The following is an 18,164-nucleotide window of genomic DNA, read 5'->3' on the forward strand; positions in this document are numbered from 1 at the left end:
TTCCCACCCTTCGACCAAGAATTCGGGCGGCGCGGCGTCTTCTCCGCGCGCCTGAGCAACGTTTTCATCACCCATGGGGTGTGCTTAGGTCGCAAACCCCTTTGAATGCCCAGGGTTCCTCCCACGGGGAGGGGCCCGGGTCACTCCCGGAGCGACTTCATGGACAACAACACCGAGGCCCCCCGAGAGAAGCCCTCCGTGGCGGAGGCGTTCGAGCGGATCTGGAGCCAGGCGCTCCTGGCGGTGAACACGGCGGAGGAGGAGGCTTCGCGCGCCGTGCAGCGCGTGGCGTCCGTCGCGGGCTGGAGCCAGGACGAGGTGAAGCGTCAGGCCCGCGAGTTCGCGGAGCGGCTGACGGGGCACCGCAAGGACCTGGAGCACAACGTGGAGGAGCGGGTCCGCACGGCGCTGTCGCTCTTGAAGCTGCCCCGCCGCGAGGAGCTGCAGGCGTTTGGTGCCCGACTGGAGCGTTTGAACGAACGCATCCAGGCGCTGGAGCACCGTAAGTGAGTGGCCCCGCCGCCTCGGGCGGCAGGTCGCTGGGAACGCGGTTCTTCGCGGGGCTGCACGCCCTGAGCAGCGGGTGCTCCCGGCTCCCGCTGCTCGCGGGTGTGGCGCTCGTGGTGTCCGCGCGGGTGGTGCCCCTCCTGGAGGAGTCCGCCCCCCAGTCCGTGGTCCCCGAGGTGGTGGCCCAGGAGTCCGTCTCCGAGGAGGCGGCGCTCATTGACGCCGTGCTGGCCAAGCGGGCCCCGGACCTGGGGCTCACGCTGCGCCGGCGGTTGGGGCAGGCCATCGACGAGGAGTCCCGCCGCACGGGGTATGACCCGTTGCTGGTGCTGGCCCTCATCGACGTGGAGTCCGACTTCGAGGAGGAGTCCGTCTCCGAGAAGGGCGCCCGGGGCCTGATGCAGATCAAGCCCAGCACGCTGCACTTCCTGGCGGAGAAGGAAGGCCTGAAGCTGTCGCGCGAGGAGGTGGTGGCGGACCCCGCCGTCTGCGTGCGCCTGGGCATCCGCTACCTGCGCAACCTGCAGGGCCGCTTTGGCGGCGACCTGGACCTGGCGCTGATGGCCTACAACGCGGGCCCCACGCGCATCCGGGACGCCATGAAGGCCGGGGAGCTGGAGAAGTTCCGCCGCTACCCCCGGGCCGTGCGGCGCGACTTCCGCCGCTTCCGCGAGGGACATGGCCTGGGCGGGGACTGGGCGCTGGCGCAGCGCGAGCCGCCTCCGCCGACGCCCGACGAGGCTCCGACCGCGGCGCCCTGAGCTCCCGGCCCGGCCGGACTGGAAGAGGGGCCCCGGTGTGAATGTTCGGGGCGGCGGAGCGCTCCAAGCGGGGCCGTCGCCGCCTTGTCCCGCTCCCCCGGGTGCGCTAAGTCGTTTGCAAGCTCCCGGGACTGTTGAGGATTCCTGAGGAGGAATGCCCCCATGCCCCGCCCGTCCGCCCGCATTGCACTCACCGTCGCGGCTTCGCTCGTTCCCATGCTGGCCCTGGCCGGTTCGGTCTTCCTCAACGGCGTGAAGATCGACGGTGTGACGAACACGCGCTTCGAGAAGGCCACCGTCCGCATCGACGCGGAAGGCAACGTCCACATCGACGCGCCGGGGTATGCCGCCCGCGTGACGACCGTGACGCCCACGCCCGCGGCCTCGCCGGGGCGCATCACCCAGCGCTACTGGCTGGTGACGGAGCAGACGACGCCGGGCATGACGGACTTCGACATCGACGTGTACGTGAACTCGCGCTGGCTGCGTCGTTTGCGCAACAACGAGGACCAGGTGGTGATGGACATCACCAGCCAGTTGCGTCCCGGCGCGAACGCGGTGACGCTGATTGCCCGCAAGCAGAGCACGGGCAGCCGCCGCAGCACGTCCTCCGGGAACGTCTTCAAGGTGATCATCGGCGAGGGCAACGAGGGCGGTGGCAACGTGATGATTGACACGCCCCTCATCCGCTTCCAGAAGACGGCTGCGGACGCGCAGGACGCGACCGAGGAGTTCACCCTCACCACCCGCTAGGGTGCGCGGGAAGGGAGACAACGGTGTTCACCATCGACGAGCGCTACCGGGGCCTTCCCGCGAATCGCGACCAGGTGCTCGCGCTGCACCTGTCCCTCAACACGCCGCACGTGGCCATTCCCGGCAAGCAGGCCGGGCCCGCGCAGGCCTTCGTGGTGGGGCTGCGGGGCGGGCAGGGCGCGGGCGTCTTCGTGTACCTGTACCTCGTGGAGGCGGGTGACTGCGCGGTGTACGTGTCCGGCCGGCGCATCCAGTCCGCGGACGAGCTGCGCGAGGACGAGGACGACGCGCTCGCGTTCGTGGAGTCGCTGGGCTTCATGATGGACAACGCGAACTGGCGCGCCGCGGCCCCCGCGCAGCAGGACGAGTGGCTGAAGACGCTGCCCGTGTTCTTCCGGGAGCCCACGCTCGTGCCCGCCGTGAAGGCCCGCGCCGAAGAGAAGCGCAACGTCGCCACCACCCTGGGCCGCTTCCTGGCCGCGTTCTGACCCTCCACCCCGGATTGGCACCCATGTCCCGCATCACTTCCTCCTGCTTCCTCGCGTTCGCGCTCGCGTCGGCGGGCTGCGCGCACGTCCCCACGGAGAATGAGCGCCGGAGCTCGGAGATCCACTACGACCTGGGCGTGCAGGCCCAGCAGCACGGCCACGTGCAGGACGCGCTCGCGGAGTACCAGAAGGCGCTGGACCAGAACCCGGACAACCCGGAGGCGCACAACGCGATGGCGCTCCTGCTGCACCTGTCCTTCCGGCGGCTGGACGAGGCGTCGTCCCACTACGAGAAGGCGCTGAAGCTGCGGCCGACCTTCTCCGACGCGCGCACCAACCTGGGCAACCTGCGCCTGGACCAGGGACGCTACGACGAGGCCATCAAGCTCTACGAACAGTCGCTCAACGACATGCAGTACCGCTACGGCTTCTCCGCGCAGGGGAACCTGGGCTGGGCGCTGTACAAGAAGGGCGACACGGTGAACGCGGTGCAGAACATCAAGGCCGCCATCACCACCAACCCGGAGTTCTGCCTGGGCTACAAGAACCTGGGCATCATCTACGACGAGACGGGCAAGACGGAGGACGCGTGCCGGCAGTTCGGCAACTACCGTGAGAAGTGCCCGGACGTGGCGGACGCCTACCGCCGTGAAGGCGTGTGTCAGGCGAAGCTCGGGCGGGCGGACGAGGCGAAGAAGGCGTTCGCGGCCTGCGAGGCCAAGGCCCAGCCCAACGAGCAGGACCTCAAGGACGACTGCCGCTCACTGCTGGACCACCTCTAGCCGCGGGGCCCCGAAAAGACCGTGGACCACGTCGACTTCGGCAAATACCTCAGCCAGCAGCGCGAGTTGCGCGGCCTGTCGCGCGAGGACGTCTCCCGGGAGACGAAGATACCCCCCAGCCTCGTCGCGGCGCTGGAGGCGGGGCAGGTGGAGCGGCTGCCCGAGCGCGTGTTCGTGCTGAACTACATCCGCGCGTACGCGCAGGTCATCGGCCTGTCGCCGGAGGAAGCGGCGCTGCGCTACGAGGAGGTGGACCGGGCGGTGCCCGCGCCATCGCCGGCGCAGCTCGAGAAGGCGCGGCGCAAGCGGGCGTACCTCATCCTGGCCGTGCTGCTGGCGGTCGTGCTCCTGGGCGCGGGCCTGTTCCTGGTGCTGTCCGGGAAGCTTCCGCCCCCCGCCGCGCGTTGAAGAGGGATCATGGAGCGGTACGCCGACGACGCGTTCGTGCTGTCCACGGTCGACTACGGTGAGTCCGACCGGATGGTGACGCTGCTCACGCGTGAGCACGGCAAGCTGACCGCGTTCGCCGCGGGGGCGCGCAAGAGCAAGCGGCGCTTCGCGGGGGCGCTGGAGCCGTTCATGCGGCTGCGCGTGCAGCTCGTGGAGACGCGCGGCAGCACGGTGCGGTTGGACTCGGCGGACATCGTCGCGGGCTTCTATGGCGCGCGCGAGGACCTGTCGCTCATCGCCCGGGCGCTCTACGCGGTGGAGCTGTGCCGCGAGCTCACGCGCGACCATGAGCCGCACCCGGAGCTGTTCGAGCTGGTGGAGGGCTACCTGCACCGGCTGGACGCGAAGGAGGCCGGCCCCACGTCGCTGCTCGCGTTCGAGCTGGCGGCGCTGGCCCAGGCGGGACTGATGCCGCGCTTCGACTCCTGCTCGCTCTGCGGCGGCCTGCCCGGCGAGCGGCCCCGGTTCGATCAGGGCCATGGGGGCGCGGTGTGCGAGCCGTGTGGCGGACGCGCACGGGACTCGGTGGCGGTGCCGGTGGCGCTGCTGTCGGGCCTGCGCTCGCTCCAGGAAGGGGCGCGCACGCCGCTGCCCGCGGACCTGCGTGCCCGGGCTCGCGGGCTGCTCAACGTCTTCATCGCGCACCACCTGGGCCGCAAGCTCAAGAGCGTGGAGTTCATGGCGCAGGTGGGCCTGGACTGACGGGCAGCGCGCGGTCCTCAGGGGGAGGTCGTCATGCATGAAGCCGGACCGCTGGACGTGGTGTGTGTCGGCGAGACGCTGGTGGACTTCCTCCCCGTGGCGGGTGGCGCCACGCGCGTGCGCGACGTGGAGGCCTGGAAGCCATCGCCCGGGGGCTCACCGGCCAACGTCTCCGTGGGGCTTTCTCGGCTGGGCCTGCGCTCGGCGATGGTGGGCGTGGTGGGCTCCGACGAGTTCGGCCACTTCCTGCGCGACCGGCTGGCGGCGGACGGCGTGGACGTGAGCCGCCTGCGCCAGGTGGACCACGCGCGCACGGGGCTGTTGTTCGTCTCGCTGGACGCGCACGGCGAGCGCAGCTTCACGTACTTCCGGACGCGTTCGGCGGAGTTCCTGCTGGATGGCTCGGACGTGGACGCTGGCTTCGTGCGGCGGGCGAAGGCGCTGCACTGCGGCTCCAACTCGCTGCTCCTGCCGGAGGCGCGCGAGGCCATGGTGCGCATGCTCACCCTGGCCCGCGAGGCCGGAATGCTGGTGAGTTGTGATCCGAACCTGCGGCTGCACATGTGGACGCAGCCGGAGGAGTTGCGCGTCCTGCTGGGCCGCATGCTCCCGCTGTGCACGGTGGTGAAGCTGTCCGAGGAGGAGATCCACTTCGCGACCGGCGAGCACTCGCCCGAGGCGGCCCTGCACGTCCTGGCCGCGAAGGGCGTGCGGCTGCCGGTGGTGACGCTGGGCCTTCGCGGGGCGGTGTTCCTCTGGCAGGGCGAGGTCCTCTCTGTTCCCGCGCCCCAGGTGACGGTGGTGGACACGACGGGCGCCGGGGATGGCTTCGTGTCCGCGATGTTGAGCGGGCTGGTGCGCTGGTTTGGCGACGCGCGCTCGCTGGAGGCGGCGACGCGCGAGGATTTGTTGGCGCTGATGACCTTCGCGGCGGGCGTGGGCGCGCGGGTGGTGACGCGGCTGGGCGCGGTGGCGGCGCTGCCCATGGCTTCCGAGGTCGAAGGGCTGTTGCCCGCGCGACGCATCGCGCGCTGACGGGTCAGGCCCACGTGCTTCGCTGCGTCCTGCGTGGCCCAGCAGCTCCATCCAGGAGGGACCGATGAGTGACACCCGAGAGACGTCTTCTTCCGCTCCGGCGCGGGTCCGGGGTCTGGAGCAGATCGACCGGCTGTCGGTGCCCCTGCCGCACGGCACCGAGGTCACGACGCGCGTGGAGCGCGTGGCCTCCGGGGGCCGCCGCATCCCCCAGGGCGTGGTGGGCCGGGTGGTGCGCGCGCATGACGGCGGCTTCGACGTGCAGATCGTCGGCGTGGGCGAGGTCTGGTTCGCGCGCGATGAGCTGGTGCCCCGGCGCACGGGACAGGTGCAGTTCGCCCAGCGGCGCGAGGCGGCCTGGAGCGCGCTGCGTCCGTGCGTGGTGCTGGAGACGCGCGTGGGCAGTCATGCCTGGGGGCTCGCGGATGAGCGCTCCGACGTGGACGTGCGCGGCGTGTTCGCGCTGCCCCTGCCGTGGACGCTGGGCCTGGCCCAGCCGCCGCAGGACCTGGTGAGCGCGGACGGCAGCACCACGTACTGGGAGGTCCGCAAGACGGTGGAGCAGGCGCTGCGCGCGGATCCGAACACGCTGGAGACCCTCTTCGTCCCCGGCGCGACGGCGGGGGACGAGCTGGGCACGTGGGTGCTGGAGGCGCGCGAGGCCTTCGTCTCCAAGGCCATCTTCGGCAGCTTCGGGCGCTATGCGATGAGCCAGCTCGACAAGCTCACCCGCAGCCAGCGGCTGGCGGAGCACCGCGATCTGCTCCTCGAGTGGCTGTGCGAGGAGCCCACGCCGGACCTGGACGAGGTGGCCCGCCGCCTGGCCGCGGTGTCGCCTCGCGCCGCGCCCACGCGGGAGGACGCGGTGCTCGCGGCGAAGACGTACGTCAAGCAGCTCTACCGCTCGCTCTGGGACCAGGGGCTGCTCGCGGCGAACGACTTCGCGGCGCTCTCGGCGTACGCGCGCGGTGGCGGGCAGCGCCCTCCGTCCGCCCGGGAGCTGCGGCCGAAGAACGCCTACAACCTGCTGCGGCTGGTGGCGCTGGCGACAGGCTGGCTGCGCGACGGCGTGCCGACCTTCGAGGCGACGGGGGCGTTGAAGGCGCGGCTGCTCGACATCAAGGGCGGGCAGGTGCCACTGGAGGACGTGCTGCGCGACGCCGAGGCGATGGCGCCCGCGCTGGAGGCCGCGCACCGGGAGAGCCGGTTGCCGGAGCATCCGGACTACGCCCGCGCGGACCGGCTGCTGCGGCGCGTGGGAGAGGAAGTGGCGCGGCGCTGGGTGTCGAAGACGCCCGGACCGCTGGGCCGTGACGCGCCGGAGGCTCCGGCGCTGGAAGGAGGGACGGAATGAAGGGCAAGGTGACGGAGCATCAGGAACGGATGGCGGACCGCGTGCTGGACGCCGAGTCCCTCAAGCGCGAGCACCTGGTCGTCTCGCTGTCCGGCGCGCATGCGTACGGCTTCCCGTCGCACGACAGCGACCTGGACCTCAAGTGCATCCACATCGCGCCCACCGCCGCGCTCCTCGGACTCCAGCCCCGGCACGTGACGGCGGAGCGGATGGAGGTGCTGGAGGGTGTGGAGGTGGACTACTCGTCCAACGAGCTGCAGCCGGTGCTGCTGGGCATCCTCCAGGGCAATGGCAACTACATCGAGCGGGTGCTGGGCGCCATCACCGTGCGCGCCCTGCCGGAGCTGGAGTCGCTGCGGCCGTTGGTGCGGGCCACGCTGTCGCGGCGCATCCACCGGCACTACCGCGGCTTCGCGTACGGGCAGCTGCGCGAGTGGGAGAAGAGCGGCTTCAAGTCCGTGAAGAAGCTGCTGTACGTGCTGCGCACCACGCTCACCGGGACGCATGCGCTGCGCACGGGCGAAGTGGAGACGGACGTCACCGTCCTCCTGGAGCCGTATGGCTTTGGTCAGGCCCGCGCGCTGGTGGAGCGCAAGCGGAACGGGGAGCACATCGAGCTGGACGACGCACTCGGCGAGCAGTGGCGGCGGGAGGTGACGCGCGCCTTCGAGGTGCTCGACGCGGCGGATGAGGCCTCCGTGTTGCCTCTGGAGCCACAACCGGAGGCCGTGGCCGCGCTGGAGGGCTGGATGCTCGACGTGCGGCGCCGGCGGTTTGGTGCCTAATCCGCTTTCACCGGGCTCCGGATGGCGGGGAGGGCGCCTGGCTGGAAAGACAAGCATCGACCTGGGAGGGCGTGGCGGGTAACATCCGCCCCGCCATGAGCATGCAGGGTGGCGCCGGAGACGATCCCGACCGGGGGCGGCGCATCGGAAAGTACGAGATTCTCACTCGACTCTCGATGGGAGGGATGGCGGAGCTGTTCCTCGCCTTCACTTCCGGCCCGGGTGGCTTCCGCAAGTTCGTGGCGGTGAAGCAGATCCTCCCGGACATCAAGAAGGACGACCAGTTCGTCAAGATGTTCCTCGACGAGGCGCGCATCACCGCAGCCTTCTCGCACGCGAACATCGGACAGGTGTTCGACCTGGGCGAGGAGGACGGCGAGCTGTACCTCGCCATGGAGTTCCTGCCCGGCCAGAACCTGGAGCAGGTGGTGAAGATGGCGGAGCGGCGCAAGTACGCGCTGCCGCTGGGCTTCACCGCGCGCGTGATGCGCGACACGTGCCTGGGCCTGCACTACGCCCACCACTTCATGGATCCGTCGGGCCGCCCCGTGGCGGTGGTGCACCGCGACGTGTCCCCGAAGAACGTGATGATCACCTACGACGGCGTCGTGAAGGTGATCGACTTCGGCATCGCCAAGGCGCGCGGCAAGCTGGGCCGCACCCAGGTGGGCACCGTGAAGGGGACCAGCGGCTACATGTCCCCGGAGCAGGTGCGCAACAAGGACCTGGATGGCCGCAGCGACCAGTTCTCCGCGGGCGTGATGCTCCACGAGCTGCTGGCCGGACAGCGCCTGTTCAACGCCCCGGGCGAGGCCGCCGTGATGATGCAGATCGTGGACGGGGACATCCCCGCGCCGCGCTCGCTCAACGCGGCCGTGCCGGAGGCCCTGGAAGCGGTGGTGCTCAAGGCGCTGCAGCGCGATGCCACCCAGCGCTTCGGCACGTGCCGGGAGATGGCGCGCGCCATCGAGGCCACGCTGGGCTCCGAGGTCTTCGACGAAGACCAGATGACCGCCGTCATGGGCGAGCTCTTCGAGGAGAAGCGCCAGAAGACGCGCACGCTCCTGGAGCTGGCCAGCCGCGCCGAGGATGCCCGCGTCAGCGAGGCCGCCGGCGCGCTCCAGGTGGAGGAGGGGACGGATCAGTCCGCCTCCGCGGCCACCGCGCAGGTGAAGTCTCCGCACGCGGACGTCGCGGCATCCTTCAAGCCCACGCCTGTCCGCCGCACCGCGACCGAGTCCGCGGCGCCCGCCCCACGCGCGACCCCGCGTCCCGCCACGGACGCCGCCGAAGCCCGTGCCTCGCGCCTGAACACGCCGACCGTGATGCCGCGAGCCCAGCGGCCCTCGGGCCCGGACGCGGCGCCGGCGCCCCGGGTGGTGCGTCCTCCCGCGGACGCCGTGCGGCCCTCGCGAGCCCGTCCCACCGCCCGTCCCGAGCCCGCCGAGGCCCAGGCGCAGGCGCAGGACGGCGAGCTGCTGAATCCCCCCAGCGAACTCCAGACGCAGCGCTTCAGGACCCGTCCGGTGCGAGGCACCGCGCGCCCCGCGAGGCAGGTGGAGGAGGACGTCGCCGAGGCGCCGCCGCCCCCCAAGGCCGCGCCCGCGCGCGAGGGCTCCGGCTGGGGCATGCGGCTCCTGCTGCTGCTCCTCCTGGGCGGCGTGGGCTACCTGGCGACGCTCGAACCCGTGCGCCGCGTGTTCATGCCCGCGTACGAGTCCGCGAAGCAGTGGGTGAAGGCGGAGCTGGATCCGCCGCCGCCCGAGGACCCCGCCGCGAACGGGCAGTGGCCGCCGAAGCCCTCCGGGCCTCCGCCGGGCTTCGCCCAGAAGTCCCCCGAGCCCGAGAAGGCCCCGGAGCCCGAGCCGCCCACGCCTGAACCGGTGGTGGAGGCCACGCCGGTCGACACGAAGAAGGCGCCCGCGGGCAAGGGCGGCCGCAAGCCGAAGCCCGGCACCGTGACCGCCGCCTCGACGGACGCGCCCGCGGTGGCGAAGGCCGAGCCGCGCCCGGCGAAGAAGCCCGAGCCCTCGGAGCGGGCCCCGGAGCCCGTCACGACCGTCACCCAGGAAGAGAACCCCGAGGTGCTCGACACCTCCACCACGCACGGCGCGGCGAAGGCGGGCCTGGGTTGGCTGACGCTCTACACGGTGCCGAGGAACGCGGCGGTCTTTGACGGTGCCACGCAGCTGGGCACGTCTCCCCTGACGAAGTTCCCGCTGCCCGTGGGCACCTACCGTCTGCGCGTGGTGGACCCGCAGGACCCCGGCGGAACGAGCAAGCTGTTGTCCGCTCCCATCCGTCCCGGCGAGGTGACGAAGCTGCAGATTCGACTGGCCGACCTCCCGGCCTACGCGGACTGACTGCCGTCCTTGACGCTCCTGGACCCCCTCACTAGGGTCCGCCGCGTTCCGCCTTCGCCTTCGACGCACTGCGAGAAGGACTCGCCAACATGTATTTCCAGGACCTCATCCTCACGCTCCAGAAGCACTGGGCCGACCAGGGATGCATCGTCACCCAGTCGTACGACACGGAAGTCGGCGCGGGCACGATGGCCCCGTACACGTTCCTGCGCGCGCTCGGTCCCGAGCCCTGGAATGTCGCCTACGTGCAGCCCTCGCGGCGCCCCGCCGACGGCCGGTTCGGTGAGAACCCGAACCGCCTGTTCCAGCACCACCAGTTCCAGGTCATCCTCAAGCCCGCGCCCAAGAACGTCCAGGAGCTGTACCTGGAGTCGCTGCGGAAGGTGGGGCTGGATCCCCTGGAGCACGACATCCGCTTCGTCGAGGACGACTGGGAGTCCCCCACGCTGGGCGCCTGGGGCCTGGGCTGGGAGGTGTGGTGCGACGGGATGGAGGTGACGCAGTTCACCTACTTCCAGCAGTGCGGCGGCTTCGATTGCCGCCCCGTGTCCGCGGAGCTGACGTACGGGCTCGAGCGCCTGATGATGAACCTGCAGAACGTGGAGAACGTCTACGACATCGAGTGGGTCAAGGGCGTGAAGTACCGCGAGGTGTTCCACGCGAACGAAGTGGAGATGAGCAAGTACGCCCTCCACGAGTCCGATCCGCAGATGCTCTTCTCGATGTTCGACGCGTACGAGAAGGAGTGCAAGCGGCTCATCGAGCGCCACCTGCCCATCCCCGCGTATGACTACGCGCTGAAGTGCTCGCACACGTTCAACCTGCTGGACGCGCGCGGCGCCATCTCCGTCACCGAGCGCGCCAACTTCATCAAGCGCGTGCGTGACAACGCGCGCCTGTGCGCGGAGGGCTACCTGCAGATGCGCGAGCGGCTGGGCTACCCGCTGACGAAGACGCCGTGGACCGTGGGCGAGCAGCCGCCGGTGCTGGAGGGCAAGCCCGCCAGCGACTACTGGAAGACGGTGCAGCTCAACAAGCCGGTGGAGAAGAAGGAGAAGGCGGAGGTGTCCCGTGGCGCGTGATCTGCTCCTGGAGGTCGGTGCCGAGGAGATCCCGGCGTCGTTCATCATCCCCGCGATGGAGGACCTGAAGCGCGTGCTCACCGAGCGCATGGCCGACGCCCGCCTGAAGCACGGCGAGGTGCGCACGTTCGGCACGCCGCGCCGGCTGGCCGTCCTGGTCCGCGACGTGGCGGACGCGGGCGAGGACATCACGAAGGAGGTGCTGGGCCCCAGCGCCAAGGCCGCCTTCGACGCGCAGGGCAAGCCCACCAAGGCCGCGGAGAAGTTCGCCGAAAGCCTCAAGCTGTCCGTGGACGCGCTCGGGCGCACCACCACGGCCAAGGGCGAGTACCTCTCCGCGCGCGTGGAGGAGAAGGGCCGTCCGGCGGAGGCCATCCTCCAGGACGCGGCGCACGCGGCGGTGCACGGCATCAGCTTCAAGAAGTCCATGCGCTGGGGTGACGTGGACACGGCCTTCGCGCGCCCGGTGCAGTGGCTGGTGGCGCTCCTGGGCGACACGGAGCTGCCGGTGGTGCTGGGCGACGTGAAGGCGGGCCGCACGACCTACGGCCACCGCTTCCTCGCGCCGGGCGCCATCACACTGAAGGCGCCCTCGGACTACGAGGCCGCGCTGGAGAAGGCGCACGTGGTGGCGGACGTCGCGAAGCGCCGCGCGGAGCTGCTGCGCAAGGTGAACGCCGCCGCCGCTTCGGCGGGCGCCCGGCTGCTGGAGGACGAGGGCCTGGTGGACCAGGTGACGAACCTGGTGGAGCTGCCGAGCCCCGTGGTGGGCAGCTTCGAGGAGCGCCACCTGGACCTGCCGCCGGAGGTCCTGGTGCAGGAGATGAAGAGCCACCAGCGCTACTTCTCCCTGACGGACGCGAAGGGGAAGCTCCTGCCGCGCTTCATCGCCGTGTCCAACACGCCGGTGCGCGACGAGCAGCTGTCCCTGCGCGGCTACCAGCGCGTGCTGGCGGCGCGGCTCGCGGACGGGCGCTTCTTCTTCGACGAGGACCGCCGCACGCCGCTGGCGGACCGCGTGGAGAAGCTGGGCCGCGTGGTGTGGCAGGGCCAGCTGGGCACGTACCTGGAGAAGGTGGAGCGCTTCCGCGCGCTGGCGGGCTGGCTGGCCCAGGCCACCGGCAGGGCAGGGGAGGCGGCCACGGTGGAGCGCGCCGCCACGCTGTCCAAGGCGGACCTCGTCACCGGCATGGTGGGCGAGTTCCCGGAGCTCCAGGGCGTGATGGGCCGCGAGTACGCGAAGGCGGGCGGCGAGACCGACGCCGTGGCGCTGGCCATCTTCGAGCACTACCTGCCCCGTGGCGCCGAGGACGCGCTGCCGTCCCAGGACGCGGGCGCGCTCATCGGCCTCGCGGACCGGCTGGACTCGCTGTGCGGCATCTTCGCCATTGGCAAGGCGCCGTCCGGCGCGGCGGATCCGTTCGCGCTGCGCCGCGCGTGCCTGTCCATCATCCGCATCGTGCTGGGGCGGGGCTACCGCTTCAGCCTGTCCGCCGCGGTGGATGAGGCGCTGCGCCTGCTGGCCCCCAAGCTGGCCAACGTGAAGCGCAAGCCGGGGGAAGCGGCCCCGCGCGAGCAGGTGCTGGAGTTCTTCCGCGGCCGCCTCAAGGCGCTGTGGGGCGAGCAGCACCGCACCGACGTCGTGGAGGCGGTGCTGGCCGTCGGCTTCGACGACCTGGTGGCGGCGAAGAAGCGCCTGGAGGCCCTGAGCGTGCTCGTGGGCCACTCGGACTTCCAGCCGCTGGCGGCGGCGTTCAAGCGCGTGGTCAACATCGTGGAGAAGCAGGGCAAGGACGTGTCCGGCGGGCAGACCAACCCGCAGCGCTTCACGGACGAGCCGGAAAAGAACCTCCACACCGCCTTCACCCAGGCGCGCGACAAGGTGGGCGAGCGCGTGCGCGCGGACGACTTCGCCGGCGCGCTGAAGGAGATCACCGGCCTGAAGCCCGCCGTGGACACCTTCTTCGACAAGGTGATGGTGATGGCCGAGGACAAGGACCTGCGGGAAAACCGCATCCGGTTCCTCACGGAGATTGGCGCCCTGTTCAACCAGGTGGCGGACTTTTCCAAGATCCAGGCCGAGGCCTGATGCTTCACCCCCGGAGCGTGCCCGCCCCCCCTCCAGGGGAGCGGAGCACGCCTTCCGGGCGGGGGCGGATGTCGGCGGGAGGGCGGCCGGGAATAGCGACAGCCCTATTCAGTTGCCCGGGGCAGGGCCGCGTTCCTACACTCCGCCCCCCTCTGATGCGCCTCCACTTCCTGACTCCCGCGCTGCTGCTCCTCGGGGCGTGTTCGATTGAATCCGAACCGAACCCGCCTCCGTCCACCCGCTTCGTGTACCCCAGCGGGGTGGCGTTCTGGCGCCCTCCGTCGGCGGGGGGCCCGGCGGCGAGCAACGGCTACCTGTTCGTCGCGAACGCCAACTTCGACAACTGCTACGACTCCGGTTCAGTGGTCGCGCTGAACCTGAACACGCTGAGCACGCAGGTGGACGGGCAGACAGTCACGCTGCCCCACCTGGGCAGCGCGCTCCCGGACAACTCGCTCGCCTTCGAGGACCTGGCGTCCGCGGACGAGTCCCTGGTGCAGATCCGCAGCTTCGCGGGCGAGCTGGGCATGTGGGTGAACCCGGCCACCGGGTTGCCGCGCCTGTTCGTGCCCTCGCGCGCGGAGGGCAACAACCTGCACTCGGTGGACGTCAGCCTGGAGTCCAACGGCGCGCCCGTGCTCACCTGCGTGCAGGGCGGCGTGGACTGCCGCAACGGCGCGCTGTCGCTCACGGACGACATCCCGGCGTCCCTCAGTGACGAGGGCCGCGCGGGCCTGCCTCGCGCTCCGTCGCCCATTGGCGTGACGGTGGATGAGGCGAGCGGCAACCTGTACGTGACGCACTCGGAGGCGGCGGACTCGCCCGCGAAGTCCAGCAGCAACTTCGAGAACTACCTGGCCACGGTGAAGCTGGACAACCCCACGCGCGACACGCTGGGGTTCATCCCCCTGTCGCCCGCGGGCTACGCCTACGGCGGCTCGGACTCCGTGACGGTGGGCGCGGGCTACCTCTACGTGACGGGCCGCAACTTCGTGGCCGGCGTCAGCGGCACGGTGGGCGGCAACTTCGTGCTGCGGCTGGTGGACAAGAACAACCCCAGCACGCTCCTGGAGCCCTCGCTGCAGTCGGTGTTCTTCATCCGCGAGGCGCGCGCGGCGCGCGTGGTGCCCCGGCCGGTGACGGCGGAGGAGCTGGCGGCGCGTCCGAACTTCGTGCGCGAGCGGCTCTACATGCTGGCGCGCGGCCCGGACACGCTGCTCACCATCGACTTCGAGTACGACGCTGTGCCGGGCGGCGCCGCCACCCAGCCCTTCTTCCGCGTCGTCTCCGCGGTGCCCATGCCCGACGGCGTGAGCGACATGCAGCTCATCTCCCGCACGCCGGGGACTCCCGCCGCGAACTCCAACATCCTCGCGGTGACGAGCACCGGCGACAGCGCGCTGTCCCTCTACGACGAGGCCATTGGCCAGGTCGTGGCGCAGGTGCCGCTCGTCAACGACCAGAACCAGACCAGCAACCCCTCGCAGGCCTTCGGGCTGACGGTGGACAACCCGGCCGGCACCAACGCGGCGCGGCTGTTCGTCACCAACTTCGGTGACGGCCAGGTGTCCATCGTGGACATCCCCGACCTCGCGCGTCCCCAGGACGCGAGGGTGGTGGCGAAATTGGGAACGCAGCAGCAGCGCGATCCGAACCAGGGCACCAGCGTGTGCCAGGAGAACTGACCTTGAAGCGCGGCTTCCTTGCTGCCCTGTTGCTGAGCGGCGCGAGCTTCGCGCTCGCCTGCTCCGACACCACCTCCACGGCGGGAGCGGCCGGCCTGTCCGGCACGTACGACGTGGTGCTCGCCAACCAGCTCGTCTTCGTCACCTCCCAGGACCGGGATGAGCTGCGCGTGCTGGATTTGACGCGCTCACCGCGCGAGTTCATCCCCGCGCCCAACCCGCTGGAGCCGCTGGCCATCCCCGTCATCGCGCGGCCCGACTCGCTCACCCGCGACGTGGGCTACGACGCCAGCGGCAACGACGTGTCCGGCCCGTACATCTACGCGCGCAGCTCCGGGGGCCGCGACATCTCCGTGGTGGCCTCGGCGCGCGAGCGCCTCACCGAGGTCACGCGCCTGTCCACCGGGCAGCTCATCACCGCCTTCGCCGCGCACGCCCCGGTGGCGGAGGGCGCGCCGAGCGTCCTGTACTACGCGCTCCAGACCCGCCCGGAGGCCGCCGAGCAGCTGTGCGGCCCCTTCGGTGGCGGGGTGGTGATGCGCCAGGACCTGCCCGGACCGGACGGCTTCGACGCGGCCGCGCTGCCGCCCGCGCTGCCCGTCTTCTGCCTCAAGCCCGCGGACACGGTGATGTCCATGATCACGCTGCCCGCGCGGGCCGACGTGACGGACTCGCTGGTGGTGGCCATCCGCAACGTGTCCGGCACCAGCCGGCTGGTGCGCGTCACCGCGGACGGGGCCTCCGTGGAGATCCCCTACAAGCGCCCCCGGCCGCGGCCCTTCACGGTGCCCGACTACACGGACCTGGTGGACATCCCGGCGCGGCTGCTCGTCACGCACCCCAGCTACAAGGTGTCGGAAACGGTCACCGAGCCCGCGGGCCGCTACGTGTTCGCGGTGCTGGATGAGCTGACGTGCAACACGCTGGACTGCGAGGGCGTCATCGCGCTCGACAACGGGCCGGATCCGGCCGCGCCGTCCGCGGCGCCGGTGCTCGCCCGGGACGTCACCGGCGCGCCCATGCTGACCCTGCGGCCTCCGGGCGGCCTGCCCACGGGCCTCACGCTGCGCACGGGCCTGGAGGTCCGCGAGTTCCTGTCGGACGGCGTGGCGTACCTCACCTCCGTTCCGCTGCTGGGCATCGTGCCGTCCTCCAGCGGGGACATCACCCTGTTCCGCGCGGACGAGCGGCGCCAGTTCAACCTGGACCGCAGCTCCCCCACGACGCCGCTGGACGCGTCGGTGACCGCGGAGCTGCGCGACAGCAGCGAGGCGGCGCGCTCGGACCAGTTCCCGGGCATCATCGCGTCGGAGCCGGGCTGCCCCCAGGTGGAGGCCACCAACGCCACGGCGTTCCTCTGCAACGGGACGGTGCCTGGCGGGGCCTACCGCTTCGTGTACCAGGGCGTGCTGCCCGGGCTGGTGGGCCTGTCGCGCGACCTGACCCAGGAGGATCCGCCGCTGCTCGTGGAGACGACCCTGGCGACGGCCCGCGGGGTGGTGCCCGGAGACTCCATCGTGCTCGCGAACAACGCGGGCGCCTGCCCGGCGGTCATCCCGGTCCTGCGCCTGGAGGACCAGGGCAATGGCCTCACGCGCATCTACCCGGACCTGTCCGACCCGGAGCTCGTCACCGCCATCGAGCCCTGCGCCTCGTACCCGCTCTTCACCGTGCGCGCCGGCCCCAACGTGAAGCCCTACGTGCTGTACGCGGGTGACGAGAACGCGGACGGCTATGTGCAGCGGCTGGACGTGAACGAGCCGTACACGGCCGCGACCTTCCTGGACTACTACTACCACCCGGACGGCTTCGACCTGGGCCTGGACCCGCCGCGGTCGCCCACGAAATACGTGCCCGGGCCGTTGACGCTCACCCTGACGCCGACGCTCGGCACGCAGAGCCGGCTGGTGCCGGGGGACCGCTATCTGGTCGTCCTCCAGCCGCGCTTCCGCCGCTTCAACTTCCGGGTGGACACCAGCTCGACGAGCAACCTGGCGGTCTACACCCTGCCTGCTTCGGTGGTGGCCACGGAGGTGGATGGCTCCAGCCTGGCCTTCCTCGCGTATCCCTCCGCGGACGGCGTGCTCCAGGTGGCCCTGGAGCAGATCACCGACAACGTGCCCAACCTCACGTACCTCCGGGCCTTCCAGTAACTGGGCGCGCCCGGCCGGCTCTGTTATCGTCCCCCAGGTCCAGCATTTCCCGAGCCAAGAACGATGATCGATCAGAACTCCCGTCCCGCACGCAAGGTCGGCATCGCCGAGCACCTGTGGGAGACGTACGAAGAGATGGCCCAGCAGATGGGGTCGGATCGCGACGCGCTCATCAATCAGGCGCTGTTCATGTTCGCGCGTCTCAACGGCTTCATCGACGTGAAGACGAAGGGCGAGCCCGCCGTGGCGGCGGTGCCGTCCCCCGCGCCCGCCGCGCGTGCGGCCGCCGCAGCGCCCCCGGCCGCCGCGGCCAAGGGCGGTCCGCCAGTGCTGGCCCCCGCGCCGGCCGCGCGTCCCGCCGCCCGCAACGCCCCCGAGGAGCGCCCGTCCTCCAACGGCCTGGACAATGATCCGGTGCGCCGCGAGGTCGCCGAGCGCGTCCTGGAGACGGCCGCGGAGCTGGAGCGGCTCATCAAGGGCAAGAACGAGCCGCCCCCGCCCTCCGCGGACGACATGATCGAGGACGAGGAGGAGCCCCTGCCCGAGCAGGAGGAGCCGCCGCTCGACGACATGCAGGACGAACCTCCGGAAGAGGCCGAGGAGGAAGAGGCCATGGAGGAGCCGGACGAGGAGGAGGGCGCCGCGCTCTACCTCGTCACGGAGTCCGGCGAGCAGGAGAAGATCGTCAAGGACCGCTACGTCATCGGACGCGGCAAGCACTGCGACTTCGTCATCAACTCCGGCAAGGTGTCCCGCGAGCACGCCGTCATCGCCCGCGACGGCGGCGACTTCTACATCGAGGACCTCGGCTCCTCGAACGGGACCTGGTTCAACAAGCAGCGCATCAAGCGCCGCAAGGTTGAAGACGGGGACGAGTACTTCATCTGCAGCGAGAAGATCCGCCTCGTCATCCACTGACGCCGGGATGACGCAGGGCCCCACGGTGCAATGGCCTTGTTCAGGAATTGACGGGCTTGGGGCCTCCATTGTTTGATGGGGGTCGCCTGCTCCCCATGGGAGCAGGTGCCGAATGACACCTGTTCAGCTCGCGCTGTGGACGATTCTGGGAGTGGCCCTGGTGATCTCGGTGGTGACCGACGTGCTGCGCCGGCTCATCCCGAACGCCGTGACCTATCCGCTCATCGTGCTGGGGCTCGGGGTGCGTGGCGTGTCCG

16 protein-coding genes and 1 pseudogene are annotated in these 18,164 nt (G+C 70.9%); all 17 read left to right on the forward strand.

Translation table 11 applies throughout. The features are described 5' to 3' along the window. Positions 1-159 precede the first annotated feature (159 nt). Positions 160-510, forward strand: a complete 351-nt coding sequence (locus tag D7X55_RS18305) for a phasin family protein (RefSeq protein ID WP_120549805.1) — start codon at positions 160-162, stop codon at positions 508-510. After that, positions 507-1,268, forward strand: a complete 762-nt coding sequence (locus D7X55_RS18310; RefSeq protein ID WP_120549804.1) for a lytic transglycosylase domain-containing protein — start codon at positions 507-509, stop codon at positions 1,266-1,268. Before D7X55_RS18305 ends, D7X55_RS18310 begins: the two co-directional genes overlap by 4 nt. A 162-nt stretch (positions 1,269-1,430) precedes the next feature. Continuing rightward, entirely contained in the window at positions 1,431-2,021 is a 591-nt protein-coding gene (locus D7X55_RS18315) for a hypothetical protein (protein ID WP_121723757.1), read from the forward strand. A gap of 23 nt (positions 2,022-2,044) precedes the next feature. Beyond that, complete coding sequence (locus D7X55_RS18320; RefSeq protein WP_120549802.1) at positions 2,045-2,509, forward strand: social motility and stimulation tgl protein; 465 nt, start codon at positions 2,045-2,047, stop codon at positions 2,507-2,509. A gap of 23 nt (positions 2,510-2,532) precedes the next feature. Further along, a complete protein-coding gene (gene tgl / locus D7X55_RS18325; RefSeq protein WP_120549801.1) occupies positions 2,533-3,291 on the forward strand; it encodes a social motility TPR repeat lipoprotein Tgl in 759 nt (252 codons plus the stop codon). A 21-nt stretch (positions 3,292-3,312) separates the two neighbouring features. Then, on the forward strand, positions 3,313-3,699 hold the full coding sequence (locus D7X55_RS18330) for a RodZ family helix-turn-helix domain-containing protein (RefSeq protein ID WP_120549800.1): 387 nt from the start codon (positions 3,313-3,315) through the stop codon (positions 3,697-3,699). A 9-nt stretch (positions 3,700-3,708) separates the two neighbouring features. Continuing rightward, a complete protein-coding gene (gene recO / locus D7X55_RS18335) occupies positions 3,709-4,443 on the forward strand; it encodes a DNA repair protein RecO (RefSeq protein WP_120549799.1) in 735 nt (244 codons plus the stop codon). Positions 4,444-4,476: 33 nt separating this feature from the next. Beyond that, entirely contained in the window at positions 4,477-5,478 is a 1,002-nt protein-coding gene (locus D7X55_RS18340; RefSeq protein ID WP_121723758.1) for a carbohydrate kinase, read from the forward strand. Positions 5,479-5,542: 64 nt separating this feature from the next. Then, positions 5,543-6,832, forward strand: a complete 1,290-nt coding sequence (locus D7X55_RS18345; protein ID WP_120549797.1) for a DNA polymerase beta superfamily protein — start codon at positions 5,543-5,545, stop codon at positions 6,830-6,832. Continuing rightward, positions 6,829-7,617, forward strand: a complete 789-nt coding sequence (locus D7X55_RS18350; protein ID WP_199747001.1) for a DNA polymerase beta superfamily protein — start codon at positions 6,829-6,831, stop codon at positions 7,615-7,617. Before D7X55_RS18345 ends, D7X55_RS18350 begins: the two co-directional genes overlap by 4 nt. A gap of 185 nt (positions 7,618-7,802) precedes the next feature. Continuing rightward, the gene (locus D7X55_RS18355; protein ID WP_407921773.1) at positions 7,803-9,980 is read left to right on the forward strand and encodes a protein kinase domain-containing protein; all 2,178 of its coding nucleotides are present in this window, start codon (positions 7,803-7,805) and stop codon (positions 9,978-9,980) included. An 89-nt stretch (positions 9,981-10,069) separates the two neighbouring features. Then, the gene (glyQ, locus tag D7X55_RS18360; RefSeq protein ID WP_120549795.1) at positions 10,070-11,062 is read left to right on the forward strand and encodes a glycine--tRNA ligase subunit alpha; all 993 of its coding nucleotides are present in this window, start codon (positions 10,070-10,072) and stop codon (positions 11,060-11,062) included. Next, complete coding sequence (glyS, locus tag D7X55_RS18365; protein ID WP_120549794.1) at positions 11,052-13,151, forward strand: glycine--tRNA ligase subunit beta; 2,100 nt, start codon at positions 11,052-11,054, stop codon at positions 13,149-13,151. The genes glyQ and glyS overlap by 11 nt, the downstream gene beginning before the upstream one ends. A 155-nt stretch (positions 13,152-13,306) precedes the next feature. Continuing rightward, the gene (locus D7X55_RS18370; protein ID WP_121723760.1) at positions 13,307-14,836 is read left to right on the forward strand and encodes a YncE family protein; all 1,530 of its coding nucleotides are present in this window, start codon (positions 13,307-13,309) and stop codon (positions 14,834-14,836) included. A gap of 2 nt (positions 14,837-14,838) precedes the next feature. Further along, positions 14,839-16,989, forward strand: coding sequence for a hypothetical protein (locus D7X55_RS18375; protein WP_121723761.1), 2,151 nt, complete (start codon positions 14,839-14,841; stop codon positions 16,987-16,989). A gap of 63 nt (positions 16,990-17,052) precedes the next feature. Further along, complete coding sequence (locus tag D7X55_RS18380; RefSeq protein ID WP_121723762.1) at positions 17,053-17,907, forward strand: FHA domain-containing protein; 855 nt, start codon at positions 17,053-17,055, stop codon at positions 17,905-17,907. Positions 17,908-18,019: 112 nt separating this feature from the next. Further along, positions 18,020-18,164, forward strand: a pseudogene (locus D7X55_RS18385) (prepilin peptidase); the annotation flags it as partial.

This window comes from Corallococcus sp. AB049A, from assembly GCF_003668885.1.
Taxonomy (GTDB): domain Bacteria; phylum Myxococcota; class Myxococcia; order Myxococcales; family Myxococcaceae; genus Corallococcus; species Corallococcus interemptor.